Source organism: Streptomyces mangrovi (assembly GCF_900114215.1).
Taxonomy (GTDB): Bacteria; Actinomycetota; Actinomycetes; order Streptomycetales; family Streptomycetaceae; genus Streptomyces; species Streptomyces barkulensis.
In genome coordinates this window covers 69,328-93,538 of sequence record NZ_FOSG01000020.1, presented here as the reverse complement: position 1 = coordinate 93,538, position 24,211 = coordinate 69,328, and the positions used below count along the sequence as shown (strand labels likewise).

22 protein-coding genes and 1 pseudogene are annotated in these 24,211 nt (G+C 74.5%); 14 read left to right on the top strand and 9 right to left on the bottom strand.

The genetic code is table 11. The annotated features are described in order from the left end of the window. Window positions 1-2 precede the first annotated feature (2 nt). Both BM237_RS23445 and BM237_RS23440 read right to left on the bottom strand, forming a co-directional pair. On the bottom strand, window positions 3-2,789 hold the full coding sequence (locus BM237_RS23445; RefSeq protein WP_093851700.1) for a helix-turn-helix transcriptional regulator: 2,787 nt from the start codon (window positions 2,787-2,789) through the stop codon (window positions 3-5). Window positions 2,790-3,181: 392 nt separating this feature from the next. Next, on the bottom strand, window positions 3,182-4,957 hold the full coding sequence (locus tag BM237_RS23440) for a S8 family peptidase (RefSeq protein WP_093851737.1): 1,776 nt from the start codon (window positions 4,955-4,957) through the stop codon (window positions 3,182-3,184). A gap of 782 nt (window positions 4,958-5,739) precedes the next feature. Between BM237_RS23440 and BM237_RS23435 the strand changes: the two genes are divergently transcribed. The 4 genes from BM237_RS23435 to BM237_RS23420 all read left to right on the top strand — a co-directional run bounded on the left by BM237_RS23435 (window position 5,740) and on the right by BM237_RS23420 (window position 8,867). Beyond that, a complete protein-coding gene (locus BM237_RS23435; RefSeq protein ID WP_093657563.1) occupies window positions 5,740-5,922 on the top strand; it encodes a hypothetical protein in 183 nt (60 codons plus the stop codon). 103 nt (window positions 5,923-6,025) lie between these two features. Further along, a complete protein-coding gene (locus BM237_RS23430; protein WP_093851699.1) occupies window positions 6,026-6,811 on the top strand; it encodes a hypothetical protein in 786 nt (261 codons plus the stop codon). Further along, entirely contained in the window at window positions 6,808-7,743 is a 936-nt protein-coding gene (locus BM237_RS23425; protein WP_093851698.1) for a DUF6895 family protein, read from the top strand. Before BM237_RS23430 ends, BM237_RS23425 begins: the two co-directional genes overlap by 4 nt. 5 nt (window positions 7,744-7,748) lie before the next feature. Then, entirely contained in the window at window positions 7,749-8,867 is a 1,119-nt protein-coding gene (locus tag BM237_RS23420; protein WP_245793971.1) for a serine hydrolase domain-containing protein, read from the top strand. Between the two features lie 84 nt (window positions 8,868-8,951). Here the strand turns inward: BM237_RS23420 and BM237_RS23415 are convergent. Beyond that, a pseudogene (locus BM237_RS23415) lies at window positions 8,952-9,389 on the bottom strand (ATP-binding protein); the annotation flags it as partial. 130 nt (window positions 9,390-9,519) lie between these two features. Here BM237_RS23415 and BM237_RS23410 point away from each other — a divergent pair. From BM237_RS23410 to BM237_RS23395, 4 genes are all read left to right on the top strand, one after another. Next, window positions 9,520-10,338 (top strand): helix-turn-helix domain-containing protein, encoded by an 819-nt coding sequence (locus BM237_RS23410; protein WP_245793970.1) that lies wholly within the window; start codon window positions 9,520-9,522, stop codon window positions 10,336-10,338. Beyond that, a complete protein-coding gene (locus BM237_RS23405) occupies window positions 10,335-10,517 on the top strand; it encodes a DUF397 domain-containing protein (RefSeq protein ID WP_093851697.1) in 183 nt (60 codons plus the stop codon). The genes BM237_RS23410 and BM237_RS23405 overlap by 4 nt, the downstream gene beginning before the upstream one ends. Before the next feature lie 83 nt (window positions 10,518-10,600). After that, window positions 10,601-11,827, top strand: coding sequence for an AAA family ATPase (locus BM237_RS23400; protein ID WP_093851696.1), 1,227 nt, complete (start codon window positions 10,601-10,603; stop codon window positions 11,825-11,827). Then, the gene (locus BM237_RS23395; RefSeq protein WP_245793969.1) at window positions 11,824-12,501 is read left to right on the top strand and encodes a hypothetical protein; all 678 of its coding nucleotides are present in this window, start codon (window positions 11,824-11,826) and stop codon (window positions 12,499-12,501) included. Before BM237_RS23400 ends, BM237_RS23395 begins: the two co-directional genes overlap by 4 nt. Window positions 12,502-12,573: 72 nt before the next feature. On the opposite strand, the gene BM237_RS23390 is transcribed toward BM237_RS23395, so the two are convergent. From BM237_RS23390 to BM237_RS23380, 3 genes are all read right to left on the bottom strand, one after another. Beyond that, window positions 12,574-13,872: an RNA polymerase sigma factor gene (locus tag BM237_RS23390; RefSeq protein WP_093851695.1), complete on the bottom strand. Its 1,299-nt coding sequence runs from the start codon at window positions 13,870-13,872 to the stop codon at window positions 12,574-12,576. A gap of 24 nt (window positions 13,873-13,896) precedes the next feature. Beyond that, complete coding sequence (locus tag BM237_RS23385; protein ID WP_093851694.1) at window positions 13,897-14,316, bottom strand: YciI family protein; 420 nt, start codon at window positions 14,314-14,316, stop codon at window positions 13,897-13,899. Between the two features lie 172 nt (window positions 14,317-14,488). Next, entirely contained in the window at window positions 14,489-15,295 is an 807-nt protein-coding gene (locus tag BM237_RS23380) for an aminotransferase class IV family protein (protein ID WP_093851693.1), read from the bottom strand. A 183-nt stretch (window positions 15,296-15,478) separates the two neighbouring features. Between BM237_RS23380 and BM237_RS23375 the strand changes: the two genes are divergently transcribed. The 3 genes from BM237_RS23375 to BM237_RS23365 all read left to right on the top strand — a co-directional run bounded on the left by BM237_RS23375 (window position 15,479) and on the right by BM237_RS23365 (window position 17,847). Continuing rightward, window positions 15,479-15,823 carry a MerR family transcriptional regulator gene (locus tag BM237_RS23375; protein WP_093851692.1) on the top strand — a complete coding sequence of 115 codons (345 nt, stop codon included), beginning with the start codon at window positions 15,479-15,481 and terminating at the stop codon, window positions 15,821-15,823. A 116-nt stretch (window positions 15,824-15,939) separates the two neighbouring features. Further along, window positions 15,940-16,485, top strand: a complete 546-nt coding sequence (locus tag BM237_RS23370) for a GNAT family N-acetyltransferase (protein ID WP_245793966.1) — start codon at window positions 15,940-15,942, stop codon at window positions 16,483-16,485. Window positions 16,486-16,860: 375 nt separating this feature from the next. Beyond that, on the top strand, window positions 16,861-17,847 hold the full coding sequence (locus BM237_RS23365) for a hypothetical protein (RefSeq protein ID WP_245793963.1): 987 nt from the start codon (window positions 16,861-16,863) through the stop codon (window positions 17,845-17,847). A 50-nt stretch (window positions 17,848-17,897) separates the two neighbouring features. On the opposite strand, the gene BM237_RS23360 is transcribed toward BM237_RS23365, so the two are convergent. Continuing rightward, window positions 17,898-18,578, bottom strand: coding sequence for an enoyl-CoA hydratase-related protein (locus BM237_RS23360; RefSeq protein ID WP_093851690.1), 681 nt, complete (start codon window positions 18,576-18,578; stop codon window positions 17,898-17,900). 268 nt (window positions 18,579-18,846) lie between these two features. On the opposite strand from BM237_RS23360, the gene BM237_RS23355 reads away from it, so the two are divergent. Further along, complete coding sequence (locus BM237_RS23355; RefSeq protein ID WP_093851689.1) at window positions 18,847-20,217, top strand: PP2C family protein-serine/threonine phosphatase; 1,371 nt, start codon at window positions 18,847-18,849, stop codon at window positions 20,215-20,217. 81 nt (window positions 20,218-20,298) lie between these two features. On the opposite strand, the gene BM237_RS23350 is transcribed toward BM237_RS23355, so the two are convergent. Further along, a complete protein-coding gene (locus BM237_RS23350; RefSeq protein WP_093851732.1) occupies window positions 20,299-20,967 on the bottom strand; it encodes a lytic polysaccharide monooxygenase auxiliary activity family 9 protein in 669 nt (222 codons plus the stop codon). A gap of 216 nt (window positions 20,968-21,183) precedes the next feature. Here BM237_RS23350 and BM237_RS23345 point away from each other — a divergent pair, with 216 nt between their 5' ends. Beyond that, window positions 21,184-21,828: a class I SAM-dependent methyltransferase gene (locus tag BM237_RS23345; RefSeq protein ID WP_093851688.1), complete on the top strand. Its 645-nt coding sequence runs from the start codon at window positions 21,184-21,186 to the stop codon at window positions 21,826-21,828. Between the two features lie 41 nt (window positions 21,829-21,869). Here the strand turns inward: BM237_RS23345 and BM237_RS23340 are convergent, their stop codons facing one another. Continuing rightward, complete coding sequence (locus BM237_RS23340) at window positions 21,870-23,408, bottom strand: AAA family ATPase (protein WP_093851687.1); 1,539 nt, start codon at window positions 23,406-23,408, stop codon at window positions 21,870-21,872. Between the two features lie 154 nt (window positions 23,409-23,562). Here BM237_RS23340 and BM237_RS23335 point away from each other — a divergent pair, with 154 nt between their 5' ends. Beyond that, on the top strand, window positions 23,563-24,048 hold the full coding sequence (locus BM237_RS23335) for an archease (protein ID WP_093851686.1): 486 nt from the start codon (window positions 23,563-23,565) through the stop codon (window positions 24,046-24,048). Window positions 24,049-24,211: the final 163 nt, after the last annotated feature.

Here is a 24,211-nt window from a genome sequence, read left to right as displayed (position 1 = left end):
GGTCAGTCGTCGCGCACCACCACGGCGAGCTGCGCCCGGCCGCGGACGCCGAGCTTGCGGTAGATGCGGGTCAGCCGGGCCTCGACGGTCTTGACGCTGAGGAAGAGCCTGGCCGCCGCCTCCTGGTTGCTCGCCCCCTGCCCGACGAGCAGGGCCAGGCGCCGCTCCGCCTCGGTGAGCCGCTCGGTGAACCCGGCCGGCCCGCCGGGGAACGGTTCGGCCCCGCCGCGCGGCGGGGCGCCGCCGGCCAGCCGCGCCCAGGGCCGGGCCCCGGCACGGTCGAACACCCCGGCCGCCTCGCGCAGTACGGCCTGCGCGGCCGCCCGGCGCCTGCGGCGCCGCTCGGTGCGCGCCAGCGCCAGCAGGGTGCGTCCGGCCTCGATGGGCAGCCCGTGCGCGGTGAAGCGGTCGGCGGTCTCCCGCAGCAGCTCCGCCCCCGCGTCCGGATCGCCGGTGGCCGCCAGGTACTGGCCGCGGACCCGGTCCAGCGCCGTCAGCACGGTGGTGCGCCCCAGCCGCCGCGCCACCGGGGTGACCTCCGCCAGCAGGTCGGCGGCCCTCTCCGGCTCCCCGCCGGCCACGTACGCCTCGGCCAGCTCCTCGTGCCAGCGCAGGACGGACGGGTCGGTGGCCAGGGCGGTGATCGGCAGGTCGCGGATGCCGCCGAGCGTCTCCAGGGCCAGGGCGGTCTCGCCCATGGCGAGCTGTACGCGCCCCAGCGCGTACAGGGAGCAGTGCACGAAGACCTGGTCGCCCTCCTCCTGGGAGGCGCGCAGGCTGCGGCGGGCGTAGTCGGCCGCGCGCCGGAAGCTGCCGCCGGCGGTCTCGGCCAGCGCCGCGCTGTACCACAGCGGCCCCGGGGAGAAGCCGGCCTCCAGCGCGATGGACACCGCGCGGCGGGCGTGGGCGAGGGCCGCGGCGCACTGTCCCTGGCGGGCCTCGACCTCGGCCAGCGAGCGCAGCGCCACCACCAGGTCCTCGGTGGTTCCCAGCCGTTCGAGTTCGGGCAGCAGGGCGAGCAGTCCCTCGCGCGCCTCGGTGAGCCGGTCGTCGAACAGGGCGTGGCGGCAGGCGAGCAGCCGCGGCCCGTTGCGCAGCGCGGGTGGGAGCCCCTCCCGCCACACGGTCAGGGCCTCCTCGGTGTGCGCCTCGGCCTCGGGCTCGCCCAGGGCACGGCTGATGCGGGCGCGGGCGGTGGCCGCCAGTACGGCGGTCCCCCGGTCCCCGGCGGCCAGGGCCAGACGGTACGCCTCCTCGGCGGTGGCGCGGGCCGCGGCGCTGTCGCCGTCGGCCAGTTGCTGCTTCCACACCAGCCGGACCAGCACGGCCGCGCGCATCGACGGGTCGTCGCCGGCGTCGGCCAGGGCGTGGGAGAAGGTCTCGTCCAGGTCGGTGAGGCCCTGGAACGCGGTGTCCAGGATGGCGAGCCGGGCGCTCAGCCGGGCGGCGGGCGGCACGTCGCGGGCGAGGATGGCGTCGGCGGCCCGCCTGGACAGGTCGGGCCGGGCGGCGCCGGCCGCGTCGGCGGCGGCCCCCAGCAGCCGCGCCACCTCCTCCTCCGGGTGCCCGGCGGGGGTGCGTTCGGCGGCGAGCAGGCCGAGTTCGGCGGCCAGGGCCCGGTCCCCCCGGCGGCGGCAGGCTTCCAGGGCCCGGTCGAGTTCCCCGGCGATCTCCGCGCCGGCGTCGCGGGGATCGGAGGCCAGGGCCCGGTGGCGTACGGCCTGCACGGGGTCTCCCACGGCTTCGGCCAGGGCCGCGTGGCAGGCGGCCCGCTCGTCCCAGTCCGCCTCGGCGGCCAGGGTCGCGGGCACCACTTCGGCGGTGAAGGCGACCGCTCCGTCCTCGCCGACGGTGACCAGCCCGGCCCGCTCGGCGGCCGCGAGGTCCGCCTCGGCCGAGGTCCGGCCCGCCCTGCGCAGCACGGTCGTGGTCGGTCCGGTGGCCAGCGCGGCGAGCAGCAGGGTGGGGTGCGCCTCGGCCGGCACCTCGGCCAGCATGCGGCGGGCGGCGGCGCGGGCCTCGCCGCCCGGCGGCAGTTCGTCGGCGTGGTGGACGAAGGTGCGGGTGCCCGCCAGGGAGCGGCCGATGGCCAGGGCGAGCCTGGGGTTGCCGCCGCCGGCCCGGTGGATGCGGCCGGCCAGCCGGGCGGGGAGTTCGTGGTCGGCCAGCAGCGCGGCGATGTGGTCGGCGCCCAGCGGCGGGACGTGGACGACGCGGGGGCCGGTGTGGCCGAAGAGGGTCTCCGCGTGCAGCGGGCTGGTGTGCTGCCGCTCCGCCACCAGGGCCCGTACCGCGGGCGGCGCCTTGTGCAGGGCGAAGCGGAGCAGGGCGGAGCTGTCGGGGTCCAGCCACTGGGCGTTGTCCACCACCAGCAGCACCGGCCCCCCGGCGGCGATCAGGCGCAGTGCCTGGGCCACGGCCAGCCGCAGGGCGACGCGGTCCTGTCCGGCGGCGGGCGCCTCCGTCTCGCGGCGGGCCACGGCGACGGCCGCGCGCTGCGGCCGGGGCAGTTGTCGCAGAACCTCCTCGGGCATGTCGTCCAGCAGTCCGGCCGCGCCGGCGCCGGGGATGTCCCGGTCCTCCTCCTCCGGGGCCAGCCACAGGACGGTCTCTCCCCGCGCCCGGCGTTCCCGAGGCCTGGCCACGGCGGCGACCAGGGCCGTCTTGCCGATGCCCGGCGGGCCGGTGAGGGCGACCCTGCCGTGGTCGCGCAGGGTCCGCTCCAGGTGGTCCAGCAGATCGCCGCGCCCGACCAGCGCCGGACGGGGGGCCTCCCGATCCAGACCCATACACCGCCTCCGGTCGTGTTCATGCCCGTGCTCCGCGAGGATACGGAGGAGACGGGCTACCGGTCGATGGTCTTCGGCGTGGACGTTCGACGGTTTTTCGACGGAGGTTCCGGCGCGGGCCCGGCGCGGGTTCCGGTGGATTCCCGTGCGGGCGCGGTGGATCGGGCGCCGGGAAGCCGTCAGGGCCTGCCGGCGGGTGCAGCGCCGGCAGGCCCTGGTTTGCCGGCCGGTGCGGACCGTCTCGGTGGCGGTCCGGATCAGCGGCCGGAGATCCCCGGTGGGGGCGGGGACCGTCGGTGGGAACCGTGCGGGGCCCGCCCCGTCGGGTGGACGGGCCCCGGTCCGGTGGCCGGCCGGTCTCCCGGTCGGTCGCGGTCGGTTCGGTCAGAAGGTCAGAAGGTCAGGCTCCAGGAGTCGATGTAGCCGGTGTCCCCGGCGTAGACGTCCTTGACCCGCAGCTTCCAGGTGCCGTTGGCGAGCACCGAGGAGGCGTCGACGGTGTACGTGGCGATCACGTTGTCGGCGCTGTCGTAGGCGGACTCCTTGAGGGTGGCGTAGCGGCCGTCGGGGGCGACCAGCTCGATGACCAGGTCACCGCGGTAGGTGTGCTTGATGTCGACGGCGACCTGGAGGTCGGCCGGCGCGTGGCCGCTGCGGCCGCTCACCGCGATCGGGGAGGTGACACCGGTGGTGCTGTTGTCCGGGATGGAGACGTTGGCGCTGTTGGTGTAGGTGTCGCCGACCGGGTCCTCCCCGCCGCCGCTGTCGCCGCCCGCGGCCGCGACGGTCGCGGCGGCGTCGGCCAGGCCGGCGCCGCAGCCGCCGCTACAGGTGCCGGGCAGGGTGCGGGCCTTGGACTTGATCAGCTGCTCGATCTGGGCCGGGCTCAGCGAGGAGTCGGCCGACTTCATCAGCGCGGCCAGGCCGGCGATGTGCGGGGCGGCCATGCTGGTGCCCTGGTAGTAGGCGTAGCTCTCGCCGCTGGGCCGGGTGGAGCCGGAGTCCACCGTGGAGAGGATGCCGTTGGTCCGGACCGCGGTCTCGCCGCCGGGGGCGGTGATGTCGATGATCGAACCGTAGTTGGAGTAGGAGGCCCGGTTGCCCTGGCGGTCACTGGAGGCGACGGTGACGACGTTGGAGCAGTTCGCCGGGACGAAGCCGGAGGCGTTGGTGTTGCTGTTGCCCGCCGCGACGACGACCGTGGTGCCGCGGCCGACGGCGCCGTTGATCGCGTTCTGGTAGGTGCTGGAGCAGGTGCCGCCGCCGCCCAGGCTCATGTTGATGACGTGGGCCGGGGTGGGGTTGGCCGGGACGCCGTAGACGGTGCCGCCGGAGGCCCAGGTGATGGCGTCGGCGATGTCGGCGGTGGTGCCGCCGCACTTGGCGAGCACGCGGACGGGCTGGATCTTCGCGTTGTAGGCGATGCCCGCGATGCCCTTGCCGTTGTTCGTCGACGCGGCGATGGTGCCCGCGACGTGGGTACCGTGCCAGGAGGAGGGGCTGTCGTAGGTGGCGCCGCACTCGCCGGCGTTGAACCAGTCGCCCTCGTCGGCGGGGTTGCCGTCGCGGCCGTCGCCGTCCCGCGCGTTGGTGGCGTCGGAGACGAAGTCGTAGCCGGGGACGATGTTGGCGGCGAGGTCGGAGTGGGCGACGTAGCCGGTGTCCAGGACGGCGACGACGGTGCCCCGGCCGGTGGACTTGTCCCAGGCGCCGGGCACGCGCATGCCGGCGGTGGACTCGAAGAGGTCCCACTGGCTGCCGTACCGCGTGTCGTTGGGGGTCGCCATCGCGTACATGCGGGTGTTGGGCTCGGCGTAGGCGACGTCCGGGTCGCTCTCGAAGGCCTTGACGATCTTGTTGATCTCGGCCTGCGAGGTCTTGCCCTCCACCTCGTACAGGGCCGCGCCCGTGGCCAGGCGGCGCTCGAACTTCAGCTTCTGCCCGGTCTTCCTCCCCTTGGCCCGAGCCTCGGCCCTGGCCTCGGAGTCGGACTCGGCCGCGCTCGGGGAGGCACTCGCGGCCTTGGTCTCGGTGCGGTTGCGGTAGGCGACGATGACACCGTCCGCGGGCGCCTCGGGGAGTTCGGTGCGCTGCTCGCCGGCCTCGGTGGCGGTCTCCCCCGACTGCGGGGCCGCGGTCGCGCCGGACGCGGTGGCGGCTCCGGTCATGAGGGTGGCGGTCGCCGCCAGCACTGATATCAGTCTTCGCCTTGGGGCCTTCACGGGGGGGTTCCTTTCGAAGCTGCCCGGGCGGGCCGGGCAGTGGGGGTGCCTGGTGCGGGGGTGCACCGGGGTTCCGGGCGGGGTGGGGCATGACGTCGGTTCCGCCCGGAACTCCGGTGCCGCCGACCATAGGAACGCCCCGGCCGGCCCCGATACGGGGAAAACCCTTGCGTCCCCTCCCCGGTCCGCGGCGGGCCGGCCCACAGCGCGGGGAACGGGGGGTGTACGTCCGGAAAAGCCCGGATGCAGCCGTCGGGTCGCCTCCCTGACGGCCCGCCGGACATCCGGTGAATTCGCGCCGGCCGGCGCCCGGATACCGGACACCCGGCGCCGTTTCCCGGAGCACTCCGGCCGCCTCGCCCGTACCCGGCGCGGGGGCGGACAGCCGTCGAAGGCGCGCCCGACCGCTCCCGTACCGGCGGTGCACACGGTCCGGCCGCAGGCCGCGTCCGGGTGGCGGGTGCGGGCCGCTCCGCACCTCGTCCATCTACTCCGTACGGGTGAATACTCGACCGCCCTTCCGGGCCCGCCCCTCCCGGGCCGCCGGCGCGCCCCGACTCGTCCCCCGTGGTCAGCCGCCCCCTCCCGCCCCATACACGGAACACGGAACCCCGCAAAGCGGATTGGAAGCGCGCATGCACATCAAACGGTGCGTACGTAACGTCATATGTGAAGCCGCCCGCACCGGGCGGCGACATCCACCTGGCATCCCACCGAGGAGGACCCAGATGCTCACCCACACCACGGGAACCACCCTTGCCCCCGCCGCTCCGGCCGAGCGGGACATGGTCGCCGACCTGATGACCACGCGCGAGGCCCCGGTCAGCGACGCGCCCGTGTGGGCGCCGGAGGCGATCGGCCTGCTGCTGCTCGCGCTCCTGCTCTCCCCCAGGGAGCCGCGGGAGAAGTGACGCGACCGCTCCACAGCGGGATGCGACAGGAAGCGGCACGATGCGACAGAAACGAACAGAACCGGCATAACATGACACACCGAACAAGAGAGGTGGGTCACTGATGCCGAATCCGGACACCCCATCGCGCACGGACTACGCCGCGGCGGTGGAGAGTCTGGCCGACCGTGTCCTCGGCGCCCTGCGGGGCGCCGGGGAACCGGCGGTGGTGGCCTCCCAGGTGGACGAAGCCCCCGACCCCAAGGTCGCACTGGCGGCCGTACGGGTGCTGGGACCCGACGTGTTCGCCCCCGCCCTGCTGGCCGGAGCGCCCTTCGGGCCCGGCGACGCCCGGGCGGTGGCCGAGTCCCTGCGAATCTTTCCGCCCGCTCCGGACGCCGCGCCCGAGGCCGCGTGGCGCGACTGGACGACCGTGCGGCTCCTCGCGCGGTACGGCGGTGGCTCCCCCGGCGAAACCCTCACCGACACCCCGACCGACACCCCCACCGACACCCCCGAGGACACCCTGGGCGTACGCGAACCGGCACCCCCCGACGGCGCCGGATCCTCCTGGCGCGAGCTGTCCGCGAGCATGGCGCAGCTCTCCCCGCTCGCCCTGCCGGACGTAGACGGCCCCGTCCACCGGGCCGCCCTGGACCGGCTGCGCGACCTGAGCCGGGGCACCGCCCGCGCGATGCTCCGCCGCGACTACCCCACCGCGGCCCGCCTGGCGCGCTGGCTCGCCCGCGCACCGCACCACGGCGCGCGTCCGGACCTCGACACGGCCGCCCTGGTGCGGCACCTCGAACTGCACTGCGGGGGCGGCGGGCGCACCGCGCTGGACACCGCCGTCGCCCGCGGCCTGCTGAACCGTTCGCAGCCGCAGAGGCCGGGAGGACCGACCGCATGAGCACGCCCCGCACCACCGCCGAGGCCCCCGCCCCCGTGGGGCGGTCGGCGCACCGGGTGGCCACCCGCGCCCTCGGCTGGCTGCGCCGCCACTGCGAGCTGGGCACCCTGCCGCCCGGCACCACCTCCGACATGGCCGACCCCGACAGCGTCTACAAGCCGCTGGGCGAGACGGCCCTGGCCGCCTCCCTGGTGCTGCGCGAGGGGCTGGCCTCCGCGAGCGAGGAGCGCACGGCCCGCGAGCTGCTCGACTTCGCCTGGTGGGAGCTGCGCGGCGGCGACATGCTCTACGAGCGCCAGTTGCGCTACATGATGATGGTCGACCCGCTGGAGCTGTACGCGCACTTCGTCCGCGCCGGCTACCGCCACCGGCGCCTGGAGGCGCTGCTGGACCACCTCGGCGGCCTGGTCACCATGGACGCCGTCGAACAGGTGCCCAACCGCCGCCTCGCCGTCGCCAACGCCGCCCGCCTGACGGGCCTGGGGCGCGAGACCGACTGGAAGCGGCTGACCGACGCCACCTGGCTCGGCAACACCCCCGAGCCGTGGGTGATCGACTGGATGACGGCCTACTGCGTGACGCACACCGTCTTCCACATCACCGACTGGGGCGCCCACCCCGGCGACCTGCCGCCGCACCTGGAGGAGTACCTCCAGCTCTGGCTGCCGGTGTGGCTGGACATCTGGCGGGAGGTCCAGGAGTGGGACCTCGTCACCGAGCTGCTGATCGTCGGAAGCTGCCTGCGCGAGCCCTACGCCGACCCCGCGCTGTGGGAGGAGCTGGCCTCGGTGCAGCACGAGGACGGGCTGATGCCCCGGGACGGCAAGGAGGTCGAGGGGGACGCCGCCCAGCGCTTCCGGGACCACCACCACCCCACCGTCGTCGCGGCCGTCGCCGGCACCCTGGCGCTCTCCCGCGCCGCGCGGCGGTGAGCCCGGTGTCCTCCGACACGGCCCCCCGCCCCGGACCCGAACGGGAACCCGGCCCCGACGCCTCCCCCGCCACCGACGCCGGGCCGGACACCGCCCCCACCGCACAGCCCGAGTCCGCCCTCTCCCTCCCCCTGGAGACGGTCGCCGCCGCCGCGCCCGGCCCCGCGGTGGCGGTCGTGGCGGTACGGGCGGGCGAGTCCAGGACGCTGTGCCGGGGCGCGTCCGCCGCCACCCGCTTCGAACTCGGCTCGGTGACCAAGACGTTCACCGCCCTGCTGCTGGCCGAGGCGGTGGCCCGGGGCGAGCTGGGCCACGACGACCCGATCGCCGAACGCCTCCCCGCGGCCGCCGTGCCCGAGGGCTACGGCGACCGGATCACCCTCGCCCATCTGGCCTCGCACACCGCCGGGCTGCCCGTTCTCCCGCCGGGGCTGCTGGCACGAGCCGTGCCCCGCTTCTACACCAACCCCTACGAGGGCTTCACCCCCGACCACCTGCTGCACGCCCTCTCCCAGACCCGGGTGCGCCACCCTCCCGGGCAGCGGGTGCGCTACTCCAACTTCGGCGTCGGGCTGCTGGGCCGGCTGCTGTCGGACGCGGCCGGCGCCCCGTACGGCGAGGCGCTCGCCACCCGGATCCTCACACCGCTGGGCCTGGCCGACAGCACCTGCGACCCCGAGCTGCCCCAGGCCACCGGCCACTGGCACGGCCGCCCCCGCCCGCCCTGGCGCATCCCCGGCCTGCCGGGCGCGGGTGCGCTGCGCTCCAGCGCCCGCGACCTCCAGCGCTACCTGGAGGTCCTGCTCTCCCCGCCCCCGGAGGTCGACGAGACCCTGCGCACCGCCCTCCACGACGTCACCCGCCCCCGGGCGACCGCGCCCGGCGGCGACCGGATGTGCCTGGCCTGGAAGGCGCGCACCCACACCGCCCGCGACGGCGGCGACTTCGACCTGCTGTTCCACTCCGGCGGCACCCGCGGCTTCACGTCCTTCGCCGGCTTCTGCCCGGCCGCCCGCATCGGCCTGGCGGCGGTGACCAACAGCTCCCCCACCCTGCGCGGCGCCTTCATCCGCACCGCCTACCGCACCCTGCGCGACCTCGCGGCCGAAATCCCCGCCCGCTGATCCCCACCGGGTCGGGAGCACCGCCGGCCGGTGCGCCCGAGTCCCCTGTACGCCGCACGCCTCCCAGCGGCAGTGCAGCTCGAACCAGACGGTCTTGCCGATCCCGCAGGGGCGCGGGTACGCGCCCCAGGCGTCGGAGAGCGCCGCGACCAGGGCCAGGCCCCGGCCCGACTCGTCCTCCGGCGACGTGCCGCGCGGACGCGGCACGCCGTCGCCCGCGTCGCGGACCTCCACCCGCAGCCCCCGGTCGCCGAGCACGCAGCGCAGGGCGATCTCCCGGCCGGGCGGGGTGCGGGCGTGGCGGCAGGCGTTGGCCACCAGCTCGCTCAGCAGCAGTACGGCCGTCTCCGCCGCCGCTTCCGGCACCTTCCAGGCGCTCAGCCCGTCCCGCAGCAGGGCCCGCGCGCGTCCCGCGCTGCGCGGGTGGTTCGGCAGGCGCCATTCCGCCCGCTCCGGCAGGTTCGCTCCAGCGGAGAGCGGAGTCTCGGGTGTTTCGGGTGTCTCGGATCGGTGTGCGGTCATCGTGCCCTCGTACGAGTGGTCTTCGCTGATCGGGCCTCACACGGTGCCGACCTCTGCCTAGCGTCTCCAGTGACCGGCCGGGTACGGAGCGTGCCGTACTCATGGCTCACGAGGGGGAAGGCGGGAGACGATGACCGAGGGGACCACCCAGCAGCCGCCGATGGCCTGGCGTTACTGCGGCAACCAGATCAAGCGCTGGCGCACCCGTGCGGGGATCAGCCGCGAGGCGCTGGGCGACGAGGCGGGCTACGGCTACGAGACCATCAAGTCAATGGAGCAAGGGCGCCGCAAGCCGACGGTCCGGCTGCTGGAGGTCGCCGACGAGATGTGCGACGCGCGGGGCCTGCTGGTGGCGGCCCAGGAGTACCTGAAGCCGGACAGGTTCCAGTCGTACGCGCAGGAGTTCGTGGACGCCGAGGACCGCGCCATCGCCCTGCATTCGTACGAGGCGCTACTCATCCCCGGACTGCTCCAGACCGAGGCGTACGCGCGGGCGCTGATCGGCAACCACCACCCGCCGCTGGACGACGAGACCGTCCAGGAGCGGGTCGCGGCCCGGCTGGAGCGGCAGGAGAAACTCGCCCGCAGGCCGACCGTGGCGTTCGGCTTCGTGATCTACGAGGCCGCCCTGCGCACCCGCGTAGGCGGTGACGAGGTGATGCGGGAACAGCTCCACCACCTGCTGGAGATGGGTGAGTTGCGCAATGTCTCCGTCCAGGTGCTCCCCGTCGAGCGCGGGGTGTTCGGCGGACTCAGCGGGCCCATGGTGCTGCTGGAAACGGCCGAACACGAGTACTACGCCTATGCGGAAGGGCAGGAGACAGGTGCGCTCTACTCCGACCCGGAGAAGATCAGCGTGCTCACCCAGCGCCATGGAATGATCCGCATGCAGGCTCTCAGCACCGAGGAATCGGCGCGCTTCATCAGGAAGGTGGCGGAGGAGCTATGAGGGACGGCCTGGTCTGGTTCAAGTCCAGCCACAGCGACTCGGGCGGCGGCAACTGCGTCGAGGTGGCCGCGTGCGCCGACGCCGTGCACGTGCGCGACTCCAAGGCGACGGACGGGCCGCAGCTCGTGCTCCCGCCCGCCGCCTGGGCCGACTTCGTCGCGTACACCGCCCGCGCGTGACCCGTTGCCCGGCCGCCGGATGAGCCCGGCGGCCGGGCAGCGGGCTGTCCGTTCCACGGTTGTTCTCCCGATAGGTTCACCCCATGCCCGGCCGCCTCCTGGAACTCCACGTCGAGAACTTCCGCAGTCTGCGGGATGTGACGATCCCCCTCGGTCCGCTCACCGTACTCGTGGGCCCGAACGGGGTCGGCAAGTCGAACGTGTTGAAGGTCTTCGACTTCCTTGCCGCCATCATCCGCACCGATCTCCAGCCCGCACTCGACGAGCGGGGCGGCTTCGACGAAGTGGCCTTCTGGGGCGGGGAGAAGCCCCCGACATCCCTGAAGATCCGCCTCAAGGCGACCTGGACGACGCATGCGAGCCCCAAGGCCCCCGACGAGTACTCGCTGACCATCCGCAGACGGTCCGCCTCGCACGACCACGGCTCCTACACCCTGTCGCGCCAGGAGAGTTTCGAGTTCAAGCGGACCCGGGGCAGGGGGCGGCGCATCAAGATCTCCGGCGAGGAGGCCCATGTGGTCGACAGCCGGGCCGGCCAGGAGTCCGACAGCGGCAGCTTCACCATCCAGCGGTTGAGCAGCGGACTGTCGACGCTTCCACGCCTGGGCCCGTCGGACGGCGGCAGAGAGGTCTCACGGGTGGCCGAACGCCTCTCCTCGTTCCGGGTCTTCGACGTGGACGTCACCGCCGCACGGCAACCCACCCGGGCCCACTCCTCCGCCCTCGCGGGCCACCTGGAACCGCACGCGGAGAACCTGGCCGCCTTCCTGGTCCGGCTCAGCTCCGACGAGGAGTGCTGGAACGGTCTCACCGCCGACGCGCGCCGGATCCTCCCGCAGTTGGAGGCGATCGAGTTCGAGCAGGTCGGCGGGTACGCGGACCGTCTCGCCGTCGTGCTCCACGAGCGGGGACTGCGACGCACGACTCCGCTGGCCGACGCCTCGTTCGGGACGGTACGCCTCCTGGGTCTGCTCGCCATGCTCTACGATCCGGCCCCGCCCGCGCTCACCTGCGTCGAGGAGATCGACCACGGCCTCCACCCGCAGGCCCTCGAACTCATCGTGGAACGCCTGCGGGAGGCCTCCGAGCGGACACAGCTGATCGTCGCCACCCACTCCCCCGCACTGGTCGACCGGCTGGTGCCCGAGGAGTTCATCGTGTGCGACCGCGACGAGGACGGCGCGTCGATCATCCCCGCCTTCTCGGTGGAAGAGGTCAGGGAGATCGCCGCGGAGACGGGCGACCAGCCGCTCGGCGAGCTGTGGTTCTCAGGTGTGCTCGGCGGCGACCTGACGGAGGACGATCTGTGAGCCGCCGGGACGCGGACCGGCGATCCGCCAGGAGGATCGTCGTCCTCGCCGGTGAGAGTTCCAACGACCGTCGTATACTCGCCTCTTTCATCAGAGCCGCGCATCCCGGTCTCGCCTCCGCCGTACGCCTCACCGAAATCACCGATCCGGTGAGGCTGCGGAAGAAGGCGGGCCCGGAACTGAGCGCGGCGGCGAAGACCCTGGTGGACAAGGCACGTGGCAAGGCGAAGCAGCAGAAGGGGGAGTTCGTGGGCATCGCGGTCCATGAGGACATGGACGCCTGTCCCGGCCCCGCCTATGACCGTGCCCACCGGTCCGTCTCCACCGCGCTCGCCAAAGCGGCCGGTGCCTGTTCATCCGTCTACGCACTCGCGGCGGCCGAGTCCGAGGCATGGCTCCTGCTCTTTCCGGACGCGTTCCCGCTGTACAAGCCGTCGTGGCGGCTTCCCGACTCCTGGCACGGGCGGGACACAGGACGACGCCAGACCCCGAAGGAAGATCTCGAGGGGCAACTCGTCCGGCCTCGGTACCGGGAGAGCGACGGGCCCGAGATCATCCGCAAGGCCCTGGAGCAGGGACTGCTCACCAGGCCCAGCGGCTCCAACCGCTCGTACAGCGAGTTCATCGCGGACCTGAAACGGTGGCCGATCCCTTCCCAGCGCTCACGCCAGTAGGTACACCGCCCGCACGTGATCCACCGCCCGGCCGCCGGCTGAGCCCGGCGGCCGGGCTCAACCGGCGGGCGGTCAACCGAGGCCGGCGAGTTTGCGGCGCAGTACCGTCCGCTCGCGGTCGTTGCCGCACAGCCGGACCGCGCGCTCCAGTTCGGCGCGCGCCTCGTCGGTACGCCCCAGGCGGGCGAGGAGTTCCCCGCGGACGTTCGGCAGCAGATGGGAGCCGGACAGCGCCTTGGCGTCGGCCAGCCCGTCCACGATGGCCAGGGCCGCCGCCGGCCCGTGCGCCATGCAGACGGCCACCGCCCGGTTGAGGTCGACCACCGGTGAGGGCGCGAGCCGGCCGAGCGCCTCGTAGAGGAGCACGATCCGCTCCCAGTCGGTCTCCTCGACCGAGGGGGCGGCGGCGTGGCACTCGGCGATCGCCGCCTGCAGGCCGTAGGCGCCCAGGCCCCGGCCGGTCCGCTCGGCGCGGGCCAGGGCGGCCCGCCCCCGGCGGATCGCGGAGCGGTCCCAGCGGCGGCGGTCCTGGTGCTCCAGCAGCACCGGCTCGCCGTCCGGCCCGGTACGGGCGGGGAAGCGCGCCGCGGTCAGCTCCAGCAGCGCCAGCAGGCCGTGGACCTCGCCCTCGTCCGGCATCAGCCGGCTGAGCACCCGCGCCAGGCGCTGCGCCTCGCCCGCGAGGTCGAACCGGATCAGATCCCCGCCCGAACTGGCCGAGGACCCCTCGGTGAAGATCAGGTAGACGACGCTGAGGACCGAGCCGAGCCGTTCGGCCCGCTCTCCGGCCGTCGGCGTCTCGAACGGCACCCGGGCCGCCTTCAAGGTCTTCTTCGCCCGGGTGATCCGGGCCTGCACCGTGGCGGTCGGCACCAGGAACGCCCTGGCGATCTCGTCGCTCGTCAGACCGCCGACCACCCGCAGGGTGAGCGCCACCCGCCCCTCGCGCGGCAGCACGGGATGGCAGGCGAGGAACATCAGCGCGAGGGTGTCGTCGTCGATGCGGTCCGGGTCCCACAGCACGTCACCGCCCTCCCGGGCCGGGTCGGGAGGCGCACCCCCCGAGAGGCCGCCCGAGACGATGCCGCCCTCGCCCAGGCCGTGGGCGAGGGCGGCGTACCGCTCGCCGAGGGCGGAGCGCCGGCGGAAGGCGTCGATCGCGCGGCGCCTGCCGGCGGTGAGCAGCCACCCCGCCGGGTCGCGGGGCGTGCCCTCGCGCGGCCAGTTCACCAGCGCCTCGGCCAGTGCCTCCTGGGCGCAGTCCTCGGCCAGCGCGAAGTCGCCGGTGTACCGCGCGAGCGCGCCGGTGATCCGCGCGGACTCGATCCGCCAGACGGCGGCGACGGCCTCACGGCCGGTGGGGTCGGCCATCTCCCGCAGCTCCCCCAACTCCCCTCAGAGCTGGCCGGTGGCCTCGCGCCAGGCCCGCTCCTTCTGGATCCACTCGTTGTCCTGGGGGAACTCGTCGATCGTGGTGACCCGGCGGATCTCGGTCTTCAGGCCCGGGCCGCTGAACGGCGCCCGCCTGGCCCACTCGACGGCCTCCTCCTTGGAGGAGACGTTGAGGATGTAGAAGCCGCCGAACAGCTCCTTGGTCTCGCCGTAGGGGCCGTCGGTGACCACGGGCGGCTCGGAGGAGTGGTCGACGACCACGCCCTCGGCGGCGTCGTCCAGGCCCTCCGCGGCGACCAGCACACCGGCCCGGATCAGCTCGTCGTTGTACCGGCCGATGGTCTCCAGCATCTCGCCGAAGTCGACGTCCGCCATCCCCGCGAGGGCCTCGTCGGTGGCGCGCATGATCAGCATGTACTTCATGACTCTGTCTCCCTGGCGGTTCCGGGGCCTCTCCCGGCCCCTCTCACCCATAGGTCGAACGGGGACGGCGCGGATCAACACGGCCGCCGATTTTTTTCCGGGGAACTTCCGGCAGCGTATGGCACGCCCCGGCGGCCGGTCCCGGTGCAGGCGGCCGGGCGCGCCCCGGCGCTCACGGCGCGGCGGGAGGTTCGGCCCGGTAGGCGCGGTGGAGCAGGTCCGTGAAGGCCGGGGCCGCGGGCAGGGAGGCGGAGCCGATCCGGTGTACGGCGGCCCCCGGCGTCCATGAGTTCATGACGGCGGCCCCGGCCAGTCCCGGCAGGTCGGCGAGGGTGATCTCCCGGACGCGCTGGGGTACGCCCAGGCGGTCGAGCCGCCGGCGCAGGACGCCCATCGTGACCCCGGTCAGCACCTCGGCCTCGGGCCACACCACCGCCGAGCCGTCCCAGAAGGCCAGGTTCCAGATCGTCGCCTCGCCGATCCGGCCCCGGCGGTCGGTGAAGGCGGCGTCGTCGAAGCCCTGCGCGGCGGCCCGGCGCAGCAGATACGTCTTGGCCGCCTCGCCGACGAGCTTGACCGACGGCAGGAAGCGCTCGTGCTCGAACGCGGCCAGCGTCAGCGGTCCTTCGGGCCCGGAGGCGGGCGGTCCGGTGCGGACCAGCATCTCCGGTTCGGCGTCCGCCGCCGTGAACTCGCCCGCCGGGGAGTACACCACGACCGTCAGCGACACGTCCTGCGGCCCGCCCTCCAGCGCCGTCCGCAGGCGGGACCGCACCAAGTCGTCGGGCAGCGCCCGGCCGTACAGCTCCAGCGAGGCCGAGCGCAGCCGGGCCAGATGCAGGTCGAGCCCCCGGACCCGGCCGCCGCGCACCTGCATGGCGGTGAAGTGGGCGTGGCCCGCGAAGGCGAGCGGCGCCAGCTCTCCGGCGGTGGCCCTGCGGCCGTCGCGGTGGACGGCGTAAGGGGTCGATGGGGTCATGTGCGTCCCTCCGAAGCTCGGGTCCCGGGAGTTCATGGGCCTCAGGGATTTCAGGGGTTTCAGGGATTTCAGGGGTTTCAGGGGTTTCAGGAAAAGGTGCGGCGGGCGCGGAATGCCCGCTCGCGGGGCGACGTTAGGGCTTCACACCGGTGTGAAGGTCAACTCCCGGGAGAGGTGGGGCACATGCTGATCGGGGAGCTGTCCCGGCGCACGGGGGTCAGTACGCGGCTGCTGCGGTACTACGGGGAGCAGGGGCTGCTCACCCCCGAGCGCGGCCCGAACGGCTACCGCACCTACGGCGAGGACGCGGTGCTCACCGTGCGGCAGATCCGCGCCCTGCTGGACGCGGGCCTGACCACCGAGGTGATCCGCTCGGTGCTGCCGTGCGCCCGGGGCTCGGAGCCGGGCTTCGACTGGTGCGCGGATCTGCGGGGCGCGCTGGAGCGGGAACTGGCGGCGCTGGACGAGCGCATCGGCGAGCTGGCGCGCAGCCGCGACGCGCTGGCCGCCTACCTCGCCCGCCCCTGAGCCCCGGGTCCGCCCGGGCCCGGGTCACCGCTTCCGCCGGACGCGGAAAAGTCCACGGACCCACGGCCGCGGCCCCGGATATGCTGCCTCGTCCTACGGAGCCAGGGGGAATCACCGTGAGCAGCAGCAAGCCGCCGTTTCCCGACCGGATCGAGCTCAGCGGGGAGGGGCTCGTCCTGCGTGACTGGACGGAGGCGGACGTGGCCGCGATGCCGGATCTGTTCGACCACCCCGACATCGCGTACTGGACGCCGATCGTCTCGCCCTTCGACGAGGCGGCCGCCCGCGCACGGCTCGACCGTGTCCGGCAGCTGCGGGCGGACGGCACGGCCATCCTGCTCGCGATCACCACCGACGGCCGCGCGCCGCTCGGCGAGGTGATGCTGCGCCGCGCCCCCGAGGGTACGGAGCTCGGCTACGCGGTCGGCCCGGCGCACCGGGGCCGGGGGCTGGCCGTACGGGCGGTGCGGGTGATGGCCGCGTACGCCTTCGAGCAGTTGGGCGCCGAGCAGGTCATCCTGGAGCTGGAGGCGGAGAACGCCGCCAGCGTCGCCGTGGCCACCAAGGCGGGCTTCGGCCTGCTCGACGTGCCGCTGATCGAGGGGGAGGAGAAGGGGCGGCCCTACGTCCTCCAGACCTGGGGCCTGCGGCCGGCGCCGTGAGACCGTCCGGGCGGGGACGGGCGCGCCGGTGAGTCGGTGAGCCGGTGAGTCGGCGCGGGGTGCGTGACGCACTCGCCGCGCACCCGATCCACGGGCCGCCGGGGAGTGCGCCGCCCGCTCCGGAGGGCCGGGAATCCGGCCCGGAGCTCGGGTGCCGGGGGTCGGGATCCGGGATTCGAGCGCCTTCTCCAAGGAATGGGTGGGAGGTCTCCTCCCACCCTCCCACCCTGCGGTTTTCCACTCTCAGCGACCGGGTCGCCACACACCGCGTCGGCGGTGTAGCGTGCGGAACGACAAGAGAACGACCCCCGCCGGTGGGCCAACACCGGGCGAGGGTCTGACCATCCGGATCGATCGGACCTCGACCCCATGGCTATGGCCAACAGTAGCGCCGACGTGCGCCCGTACGCCCCTCCGATGGCCGCTCCCGGCTACGGAAAGCGCTCCGCACCCGGACAACTCCCCCGTAAGCGCGGCGACTTCGAACACCTGCCGCCTCGCGAGGCGTCGGTGGCCGCCCACATCGACCGGCTGCCGGACGGCGCGGCGATCGACACCAAGACCCTCGCCCGCGAACTGCCCGCCTACGGGCAGCAGGCGGTGCGGTCCGCGCTGAACGCGCTGTCGCGGGCCGGGCATCTGCGGCGGGTGCGCGAGACCGTGGGCGAGGGCCGCACCCAGTGGGTGTACCGCACGTACTTCTCGCGGACGGCGCGGGACGACGCCTGGTGGGGGGCGTTCCTGCGGGAGGGCACGCCGCCCGGCGAGGCCCCCGGTGCGGAACGGGAGCCGGTGCCCGCCCCGGAGCCGGTAGCGGAGGCCGAGGAGGCCGGGGACGTACGGCCGTCCCGGCGGGCGGAGGCGTACGAGGTGCTGGCCGCGCTCGGGCAGGCCGACCCGCGTATGACGCTCTCGGCCGCCGAGTGCGCGGACCTGGCCGGTCCGGCCGCCGTCTGGCTGGAGCGCGGGGCGAGCCCGGGGCAGCTCGTGCTGGCGCTGACGTCCGGGCTGCCGGAGACGGTGCACTGCCCGGGGGCGCTGGCCCGGCGGCGGCTGGCCGACCGGCTGCCGCCCGAGGCGGCGGCCGTGTCCGCCGCACCCGCGTCCACACCCGTACCCGTCCCAGCGCCCGTACCCGCGCAGGGGACGGCGCCGCGCCGGGTGATGGAGTGCACCGGGTGCGGGCGGCCCGGACGTCCCGAGGCGCTGCCGGGCGGGCTGTGCCGGGACTGCCGCGGGTTGCCGGAACCGGCGCCGGCCGGGCCGTCGGCCGCCGAGGTGCGCGCCCGGGTCGAGCGGCTGCGGGCGGGCCTGCGCGCCCCGGCCGACCGGGACCGGGGTCCGGTCCCGGTCTTCGGCTGAAGCGGCTGAAGCGGCTGAACGGCCGCCCAGCCGATCGACCGGTCGCCCGCTCAGCCGCCCAGGCTGAGCGGGATCTCCTCGGCGCGCAGCTCCGCGACGGCCGGGCCGTACATCCGGGACTTGATGGTGCCCAGGGTGGGACTGGCCTTGGCGGTCAGGGAGGCGGCGATCTCGACCGCGGTGGACCGGACGGCGTCCTCCTCCACCGCGCGGTCGACGATCCCGGCGGCCAGCGCGTCCTGCCCGCCGTAGCGGCGGGCGGTGGTCATGGACTCGTGGGCCGTCTGCGGGGTCAGCCGGGCCTGGATGAGGGCGGACATGCCGGGGGTGAAGGGGATGTGGATGTCGGCCTCGGGCAGGCACCAGAAGCCCCGGTCGGCGCGCATCACGCGGAAGTCGTGGGCCAGGGAGAGCATCGCGCCGGCGGCGAAGGTGTGGCCCTGGAGGGCGGCCACGGTGATCAGCGGCAGGGTCAGCACCCGGGCGAAGAGTTCCTGGACGCTGCCGGCGTACTCGGCGGCCTTGTCGGTGTTGGCCAGCAGCCATTCGAGGTCGAGGCCGTTGGAGAAGAACTTGCCGGTCGCCGCGGTGACCAGGGCGCGCGGGCCCTCGGCCTTCTCCACCTCGTCGAGCAGGGCGCCTACGGAGACGAGCCAGTCGGGGTGGAAGCGGTTCTCGCCGTCTCCGAGGTCGAGGACGAAGACGTCGCCTTGGCGGTCGAGCGCGGGCATGGCTGCTCCTTCGGGCGGGAGTGGGACCGGCCGTGTCCTCTCGTGATCTTCCCGAACGAGAACCTACTGACCGGTAACGGCGATGGCCGCATGCTACCCAGCCGCCCTCCGGACCACATCCCCGGCACCGAGCCGCCGGACCTCACTCATCGGACAAAAGGGTCTTAGCATATACCCTGTGGGGTGTCACCGGAGAGGAAACAGAAGCTCTCCCCCGGCGGGTGTCCAGGCCGGGTAGCGTGCCCGGTCCGCAGCGACGAGGAGACTTATGGAGCAGGGCCAGGGGGCACGGTGGCACAGGCGGCGGTCCCGCACCGCCCCGCCGGCCGACCCGCAGGCCGACCCCGGCCGGGAGGCCGGGGCTGCCGACTTCACCGAGCAGATCCGGTCGCTGACCCGCGCCCAGCAGCGGCTGCAGAGCCTGCTCGACGCCGTGCTGGCCATCAGCAGCGAGCTGGAGCTGCCCGTGGTGCTGCGCCGCATCGTCACCACGGCGATGGAGCTGGTCGACGCCCGCTACGGAGCGCTCGGCGTACTGGACGAGAGCGGCGAGAAGCTGGAGCAGTTCATCCCCGTCGGGCTGAGCGAGGACGAGGAGGCCGCGCTCGCCGGTGTGGAACTGCCCCGGGGCCACGGCCTGCTCGGGCACCTGATCCACAACCCCGAACCGCTGCGGGTCGAGCACATCGGAGCCCACCCCAACTCCTCGGGCTTCCCGCCCGGCCACCCGCCGATGCGCACCCTGCTCGGAGTGGCGATCGGCGTACGGGGCGAGATCTACGGCGACCTGTACCTGACCGACCGGCGCGACGGCCTCCCCTTCGACGCCCAGGACGAGAACATAGTCGTCGCGCTGGCGGGCGCGGCGGGCGTGGCGATCGAGAACGCCCGGCTGTTCGAGCAGGTCCGCTCCGGCGCCGAGAACTTCCAGCGCCTGCTGCTGCCCCGGCTCCCCGACCTCCACCCGTTCAGCGGTTCGGCCGTCTACCGGCCCGCGACCGCCCCCGGACAGCTCGGCGGCGACTGGTACGACGTCATCCTGCTGCCGGACCAGTCCTGCGCGGCCGTCATCGGGGACGTCGTCGGGCACGACCTGAAGGCCGCGGCCTCCATGGCCCAGACCCGCAACATGCTCCGCGCGCTGCTGTACGACCGGCGCACCCCGCCGAGCCTGGTCCTCTCCCAGCTCGACCGCACCCTCCACGCGATCACCGAGAGCTCCGTCACCACCGCCTGCCTGGCCCGTATCGAGCCGGAGGGGGACGGCTGGTGCCTGCACTGGAGCAGCGCGGGCCATCTGCCGCCGCTGGTGATCACACCGGACCGGAAGACGGTCTATCTGCACGCCGACCCCGGCGTACCGCTCGGGGTGGACACCCGGCAGCCCCGCCCCGACCACACCCACCCCCTACCGGGTGGGAGCACGGTGGTCCTCTTCACGGACGGGCTGGTGGAGCATCCGAAGCGGTCCCTGGACGTGTGCATGGACGAGCTCGCCGAGGTCGCCGCCGCCCACGCCGGCGAGCCGCCGGACAAGCTGTGCCGGATCCTGGCCGACAACCACACCAGCGACGGCCACGACGACCTGGCCGTCCTCGTCCTGCGCACCCCGGAGGCGTCCGGGGCCCCGGACGCCTGACCGCCCGGGGACTGACGGCGGGCGGCCCGGAGCCGCGCGGGCGCCGGGCCGCCCGCCGCCCGCGCGGCGAGGGGCTTCGGCTCAGCCGAAGTCCACGTCGCTGCAGATGTAGTAGACCTGGTCGGCGTGCGAGGCCTTCCAGATCGTGTAGACGATGTGGTGCCCGCTGCGGCCGGGGGCGCTGACGTCCACCCTGATGTCCGAGGCGGGGGCGTACCTGCCGGTCGTCTCGATCAGTTCCAGGTCGCCCCAGCCCAGCCGCTGGGTGGTGGGGTCGAAGCCCTGGCGGGTGACGTAGATCTGCAGGTAGTCGGCGCCGTGCCGGGCCTGGTCGCGCAGGTGCACGGTGAAGTCGCGGCCGACGCTCGTCTTCTTCCACTGGCCGGGGACGTCCATCGCGCGGTAGCGGCCGTCGCTGGTGTGCCCGGCGCTGCACAGCTGGCCGTCGGGGACGAACGCCCGGTGGTTGCCGCCGACGTTGTCGCGGTAGAGGCCGTTCCAGTTCCACATGGCGTTGGTGTCGGTCTGCCACGCCTGCCAGCACATCGGGTCTTCCTGCTGCATGGCCGGGTTCTGGAAGTCGCTGCCCCAGCGCAGCCAGCAGCCGTAGTTGCGGGAGGCGGGGTCGATGACCGAGCCGTGGGCGGAGGCGGTCCCGGCCCACGGGAGCATGCCGAGCAGCACGGCGGCCAGCACGGCGAGGAGGCGGGCCGTCCAGCGGCCACCTAAGACGCGCTCATGACAATTCATCGCGGACACTTCGCTTTCATGCTGTGAGGGGGTGTGGGGGTGCGACCTGGGAGCGCTCCCAGGTCGTCATTCGTGCGTTCCCCCGCGGCAACCGGACCGAAACACATTCGACAGTAATTCGACAGAAATCCACTTCCGGGCCACCGGACGCGGCCACTCGCGCCACGGCACCGCCGACACAGCCGACACAGCCGACACCGTGGCATCGTCGGCGCCGTGCCCTTCGACCACAACGACCACTACCACCGGCTGCTGCTGCGGCAGATACCGCCCGGCTGCCGTACCGCCCTCGACGTCGGCTGCGGGACCGGGCGCTTCGCACGGCTGCTCGCGGGGCGGGGGATCGAGGTGGACGGGATCGACGCGTCGGCCGAGGTGATCCGGGCCGCCCGCGCGGCATCGGCCGGTCTGCCGCCACGGCACCGGCCGGACTTCCGCCACATGGACGCCACCCGCGCCCGACTACCGCCCGGGCGATACGACTTCATCTCCTGCCTGGCCGCCCTCCACCACATGCCGTTCGGCACCGTCGCCGCGCTGCGGGACGCGCTGGCGCCCGGCGGTGTCCTGGCCGTGCTGGGCTGCTACCGGGAGGCGTCCCCGGCCGACCGGGCCTGGAGCCTGGCCGCCGTACCCGTCAACGCGGCCGCCCGGATCGCGGTCGCCGCACGGGAGGCGGCCCGTCCGCGCGGCGGCCGCGATCCCGGCCCGCCGACCGCCAAGGCGCCGGTGAGGCGGCCGGAGGCGACGCTGGAGGAGATACGGCGGGAGGCGGCCGTACCGCTGCCCGGCGCGACTCTGCGCAGGCTGCTGTTCTGGCGGTACCTGCTGGTCTTCCGCAGGCCCGGCGCGGACGGCTGACCCGCCCGGCCGCCCCTTCGGCGGCCGGCCGGTCCATCGGCCTACGAGCCGCCGAAAGCGCCCTCTTGCCTTCCCCCGTACAGCCGGTCGAGGCCGACGAGCAGCACCTCGCCGTTCGCCTCCGCCGCGCGCAGGGCGGGGGTGAAGCCCGCCCCGGAGTAGCAGGCGGGACGGGTGCGCGCGGTGTCCTCGCCGTGGGCGGCGAGATGGGCGATCAGCCGGCGCAGCCGCTCCAGGTGGGTCACGTCCAGCACCTCGTCCCAGCGGGCCGGCCCGACCGACAGCAGCGCGCCGGGGCGCTCCCCGGCCGGCCCCCGCACCACCACCTCGGCGGCGGGGGCGGCGTCCGGCGGCGGGTGGGCCGGGGAACCGTGGAACGCCGTGGCGGGCTCCTCCCCGAAGACCCCGGGGCCGGCGTACCGCACCGCCCAGTCCCGGCACACCTGGGCGAAGTGCGGCGCCGCCACCCGCGCCCCGAAGTCGGGACGCGCCCGGCGCCACAAGGCGGCGGGGTCCTCCCGCTCCGCCGACGGGCGCCGCGGCCGGACGACCGCGTACTCGAAGGCGAGCAGCGGCTCGGCGATCCGCAGCCGGGTGACGTTCGGGCGCAGCGCGTCGGGTTCGGCGCCCAGCAGGCCGCTCTCGTGCAGCAGTTCCAGGCAGCGGGAGACGTCGGGCAGCGGGACCTCCACGCGCTCGGCGATCTCGCCGGCCGTGGAGTGGCCCGAGGCGACGGCGGCGAGCACGGAGTGGCTCAGGGCGCGGTCGAGGTGGTCGGTCTCCTCCAGCACCAGCAGCCGCGCCTCGCGGTACAGGGGCGTGCCCGGGTCCAGGGCCGTCCGGCACACCCAGGCGTCGAAGTCGTCCGGCCCGCCGGGGGTGTCGCCGCGGACGTGGTCGTACCGGTAGGCGGGGGTTCCGCCCACCACGGCGTGCACCAGGAACGCCAGGCGGGGGTCGTCCAGGCCCCACATGCGCGCGGCCTGCCGGAAGTCCGGCGGGCGCACCTCCATCTCCAGGTCCGCCAGCCCGTGCAGTGGTGAGGGGCCGCTGAACAGCCGGCGCATCACCGGCAGGTCGCTGCCGCACAGCAGCAGCCGGGGCCGGGCCCCGCCGTCCGCCCCGGCCGCCGCGCTCCGGCGGTGCAGGGCGGCGCAGATCACGGACGGCAGCGACGGGCTCTGCCGCACCAGGCGGGGGAACTCGTCGACCACGACCGGCAGCGGCCGGCCCTCCCCCAGCCCCAGCAGGGCGTCCACGGCCGCCTCCCAGTCGCGTGGGCGGTCTCGCGCGGGTGCGCCGGTGTACTCGGCGGACTCGGTGAACTCGGCGATCCGCTCGCCCAGCATGCGCAGGGACTCCGACCGCACCGCCTCCTGCGCGCCGAACCAGAAGCCGCCGGCGGCCTCGGTGAGCGCCCGCAGCAGATGCGTCTTGCCCTGCCGCAGCCGTCCCGAGACCACGCCGAGGCCGGGCCCGGGGCGGGGGTCGGAGGCGAAGGCGGTGAGCGCCTCCCACTCGGCGTCGCGGCCGAGGACCGTATCCGGCTTGGCGTACCGGAGGGCGTCGGTGCGGGACACGGGCCGCTCCCATCGGTCGATGGCGCTCCTCCTTTCCATTACACCTCCGGCCGCCGGCCGCCGCGACGCGCGTACGCCCGCCCGCGGGGCGAGGATGGAAACGGACGACGGGCCGGAAGGGAGCCGGGGGCCGGGAGCCGAGGAGGGCGGATCCATGGCGCGAACGGAGGACTCCACGCGGCACGGCGGGCCGCGCGACGAACCGCACGGCGGACCGCACGGCGGCCCCCGTGGTGGGCACCGCTCCGTCCCGCACACCGCCGACCTGCGGGTGGAGGCGTGGGCCCCGACCCGCGAGGAGTGCCTGGCGCACGCGGTGCGCGGCGTCTGCGAGTCGTTCGTGGACCTCTCTGGGGCCGTCGGCCGGCGCCGCAGGGATGTCGAGGTTCGGGCGGAGACGGACGAGGACCTGCTGGTGGCCCTGCTGGACGAGGTGGTCTACCGGCTCGACGCCGACGGCGAGGTGCCGGTGGAGGCGGAGTCGGCCGCCGTGCCCGGCGGGATGCGGGCCGTACTGCACATGGCCGACGTCGGCACGCTCGCGGAGACGGGCGCGGCGCCCAAGGCCGTCACGCTGCACGGGCTGAGCTTCGGCCGCGGCGGGCACGGCTGGGAGTGCTCGGTGACGCTCGACGTGTGAGCGGACCCGCCGGGCGGGGCAGGCGGGCCGAGCGGGTGACCGCGTGAGCCCGCCGCAATACCATGGACCCCAGGACAGGGACGAAACGGCCATATCCGGCCACCGGTTCCGTACGGCGTCCCGCGGCGCCCCCACGGCGCCACGACCTCTTTCTCCAAGGGGG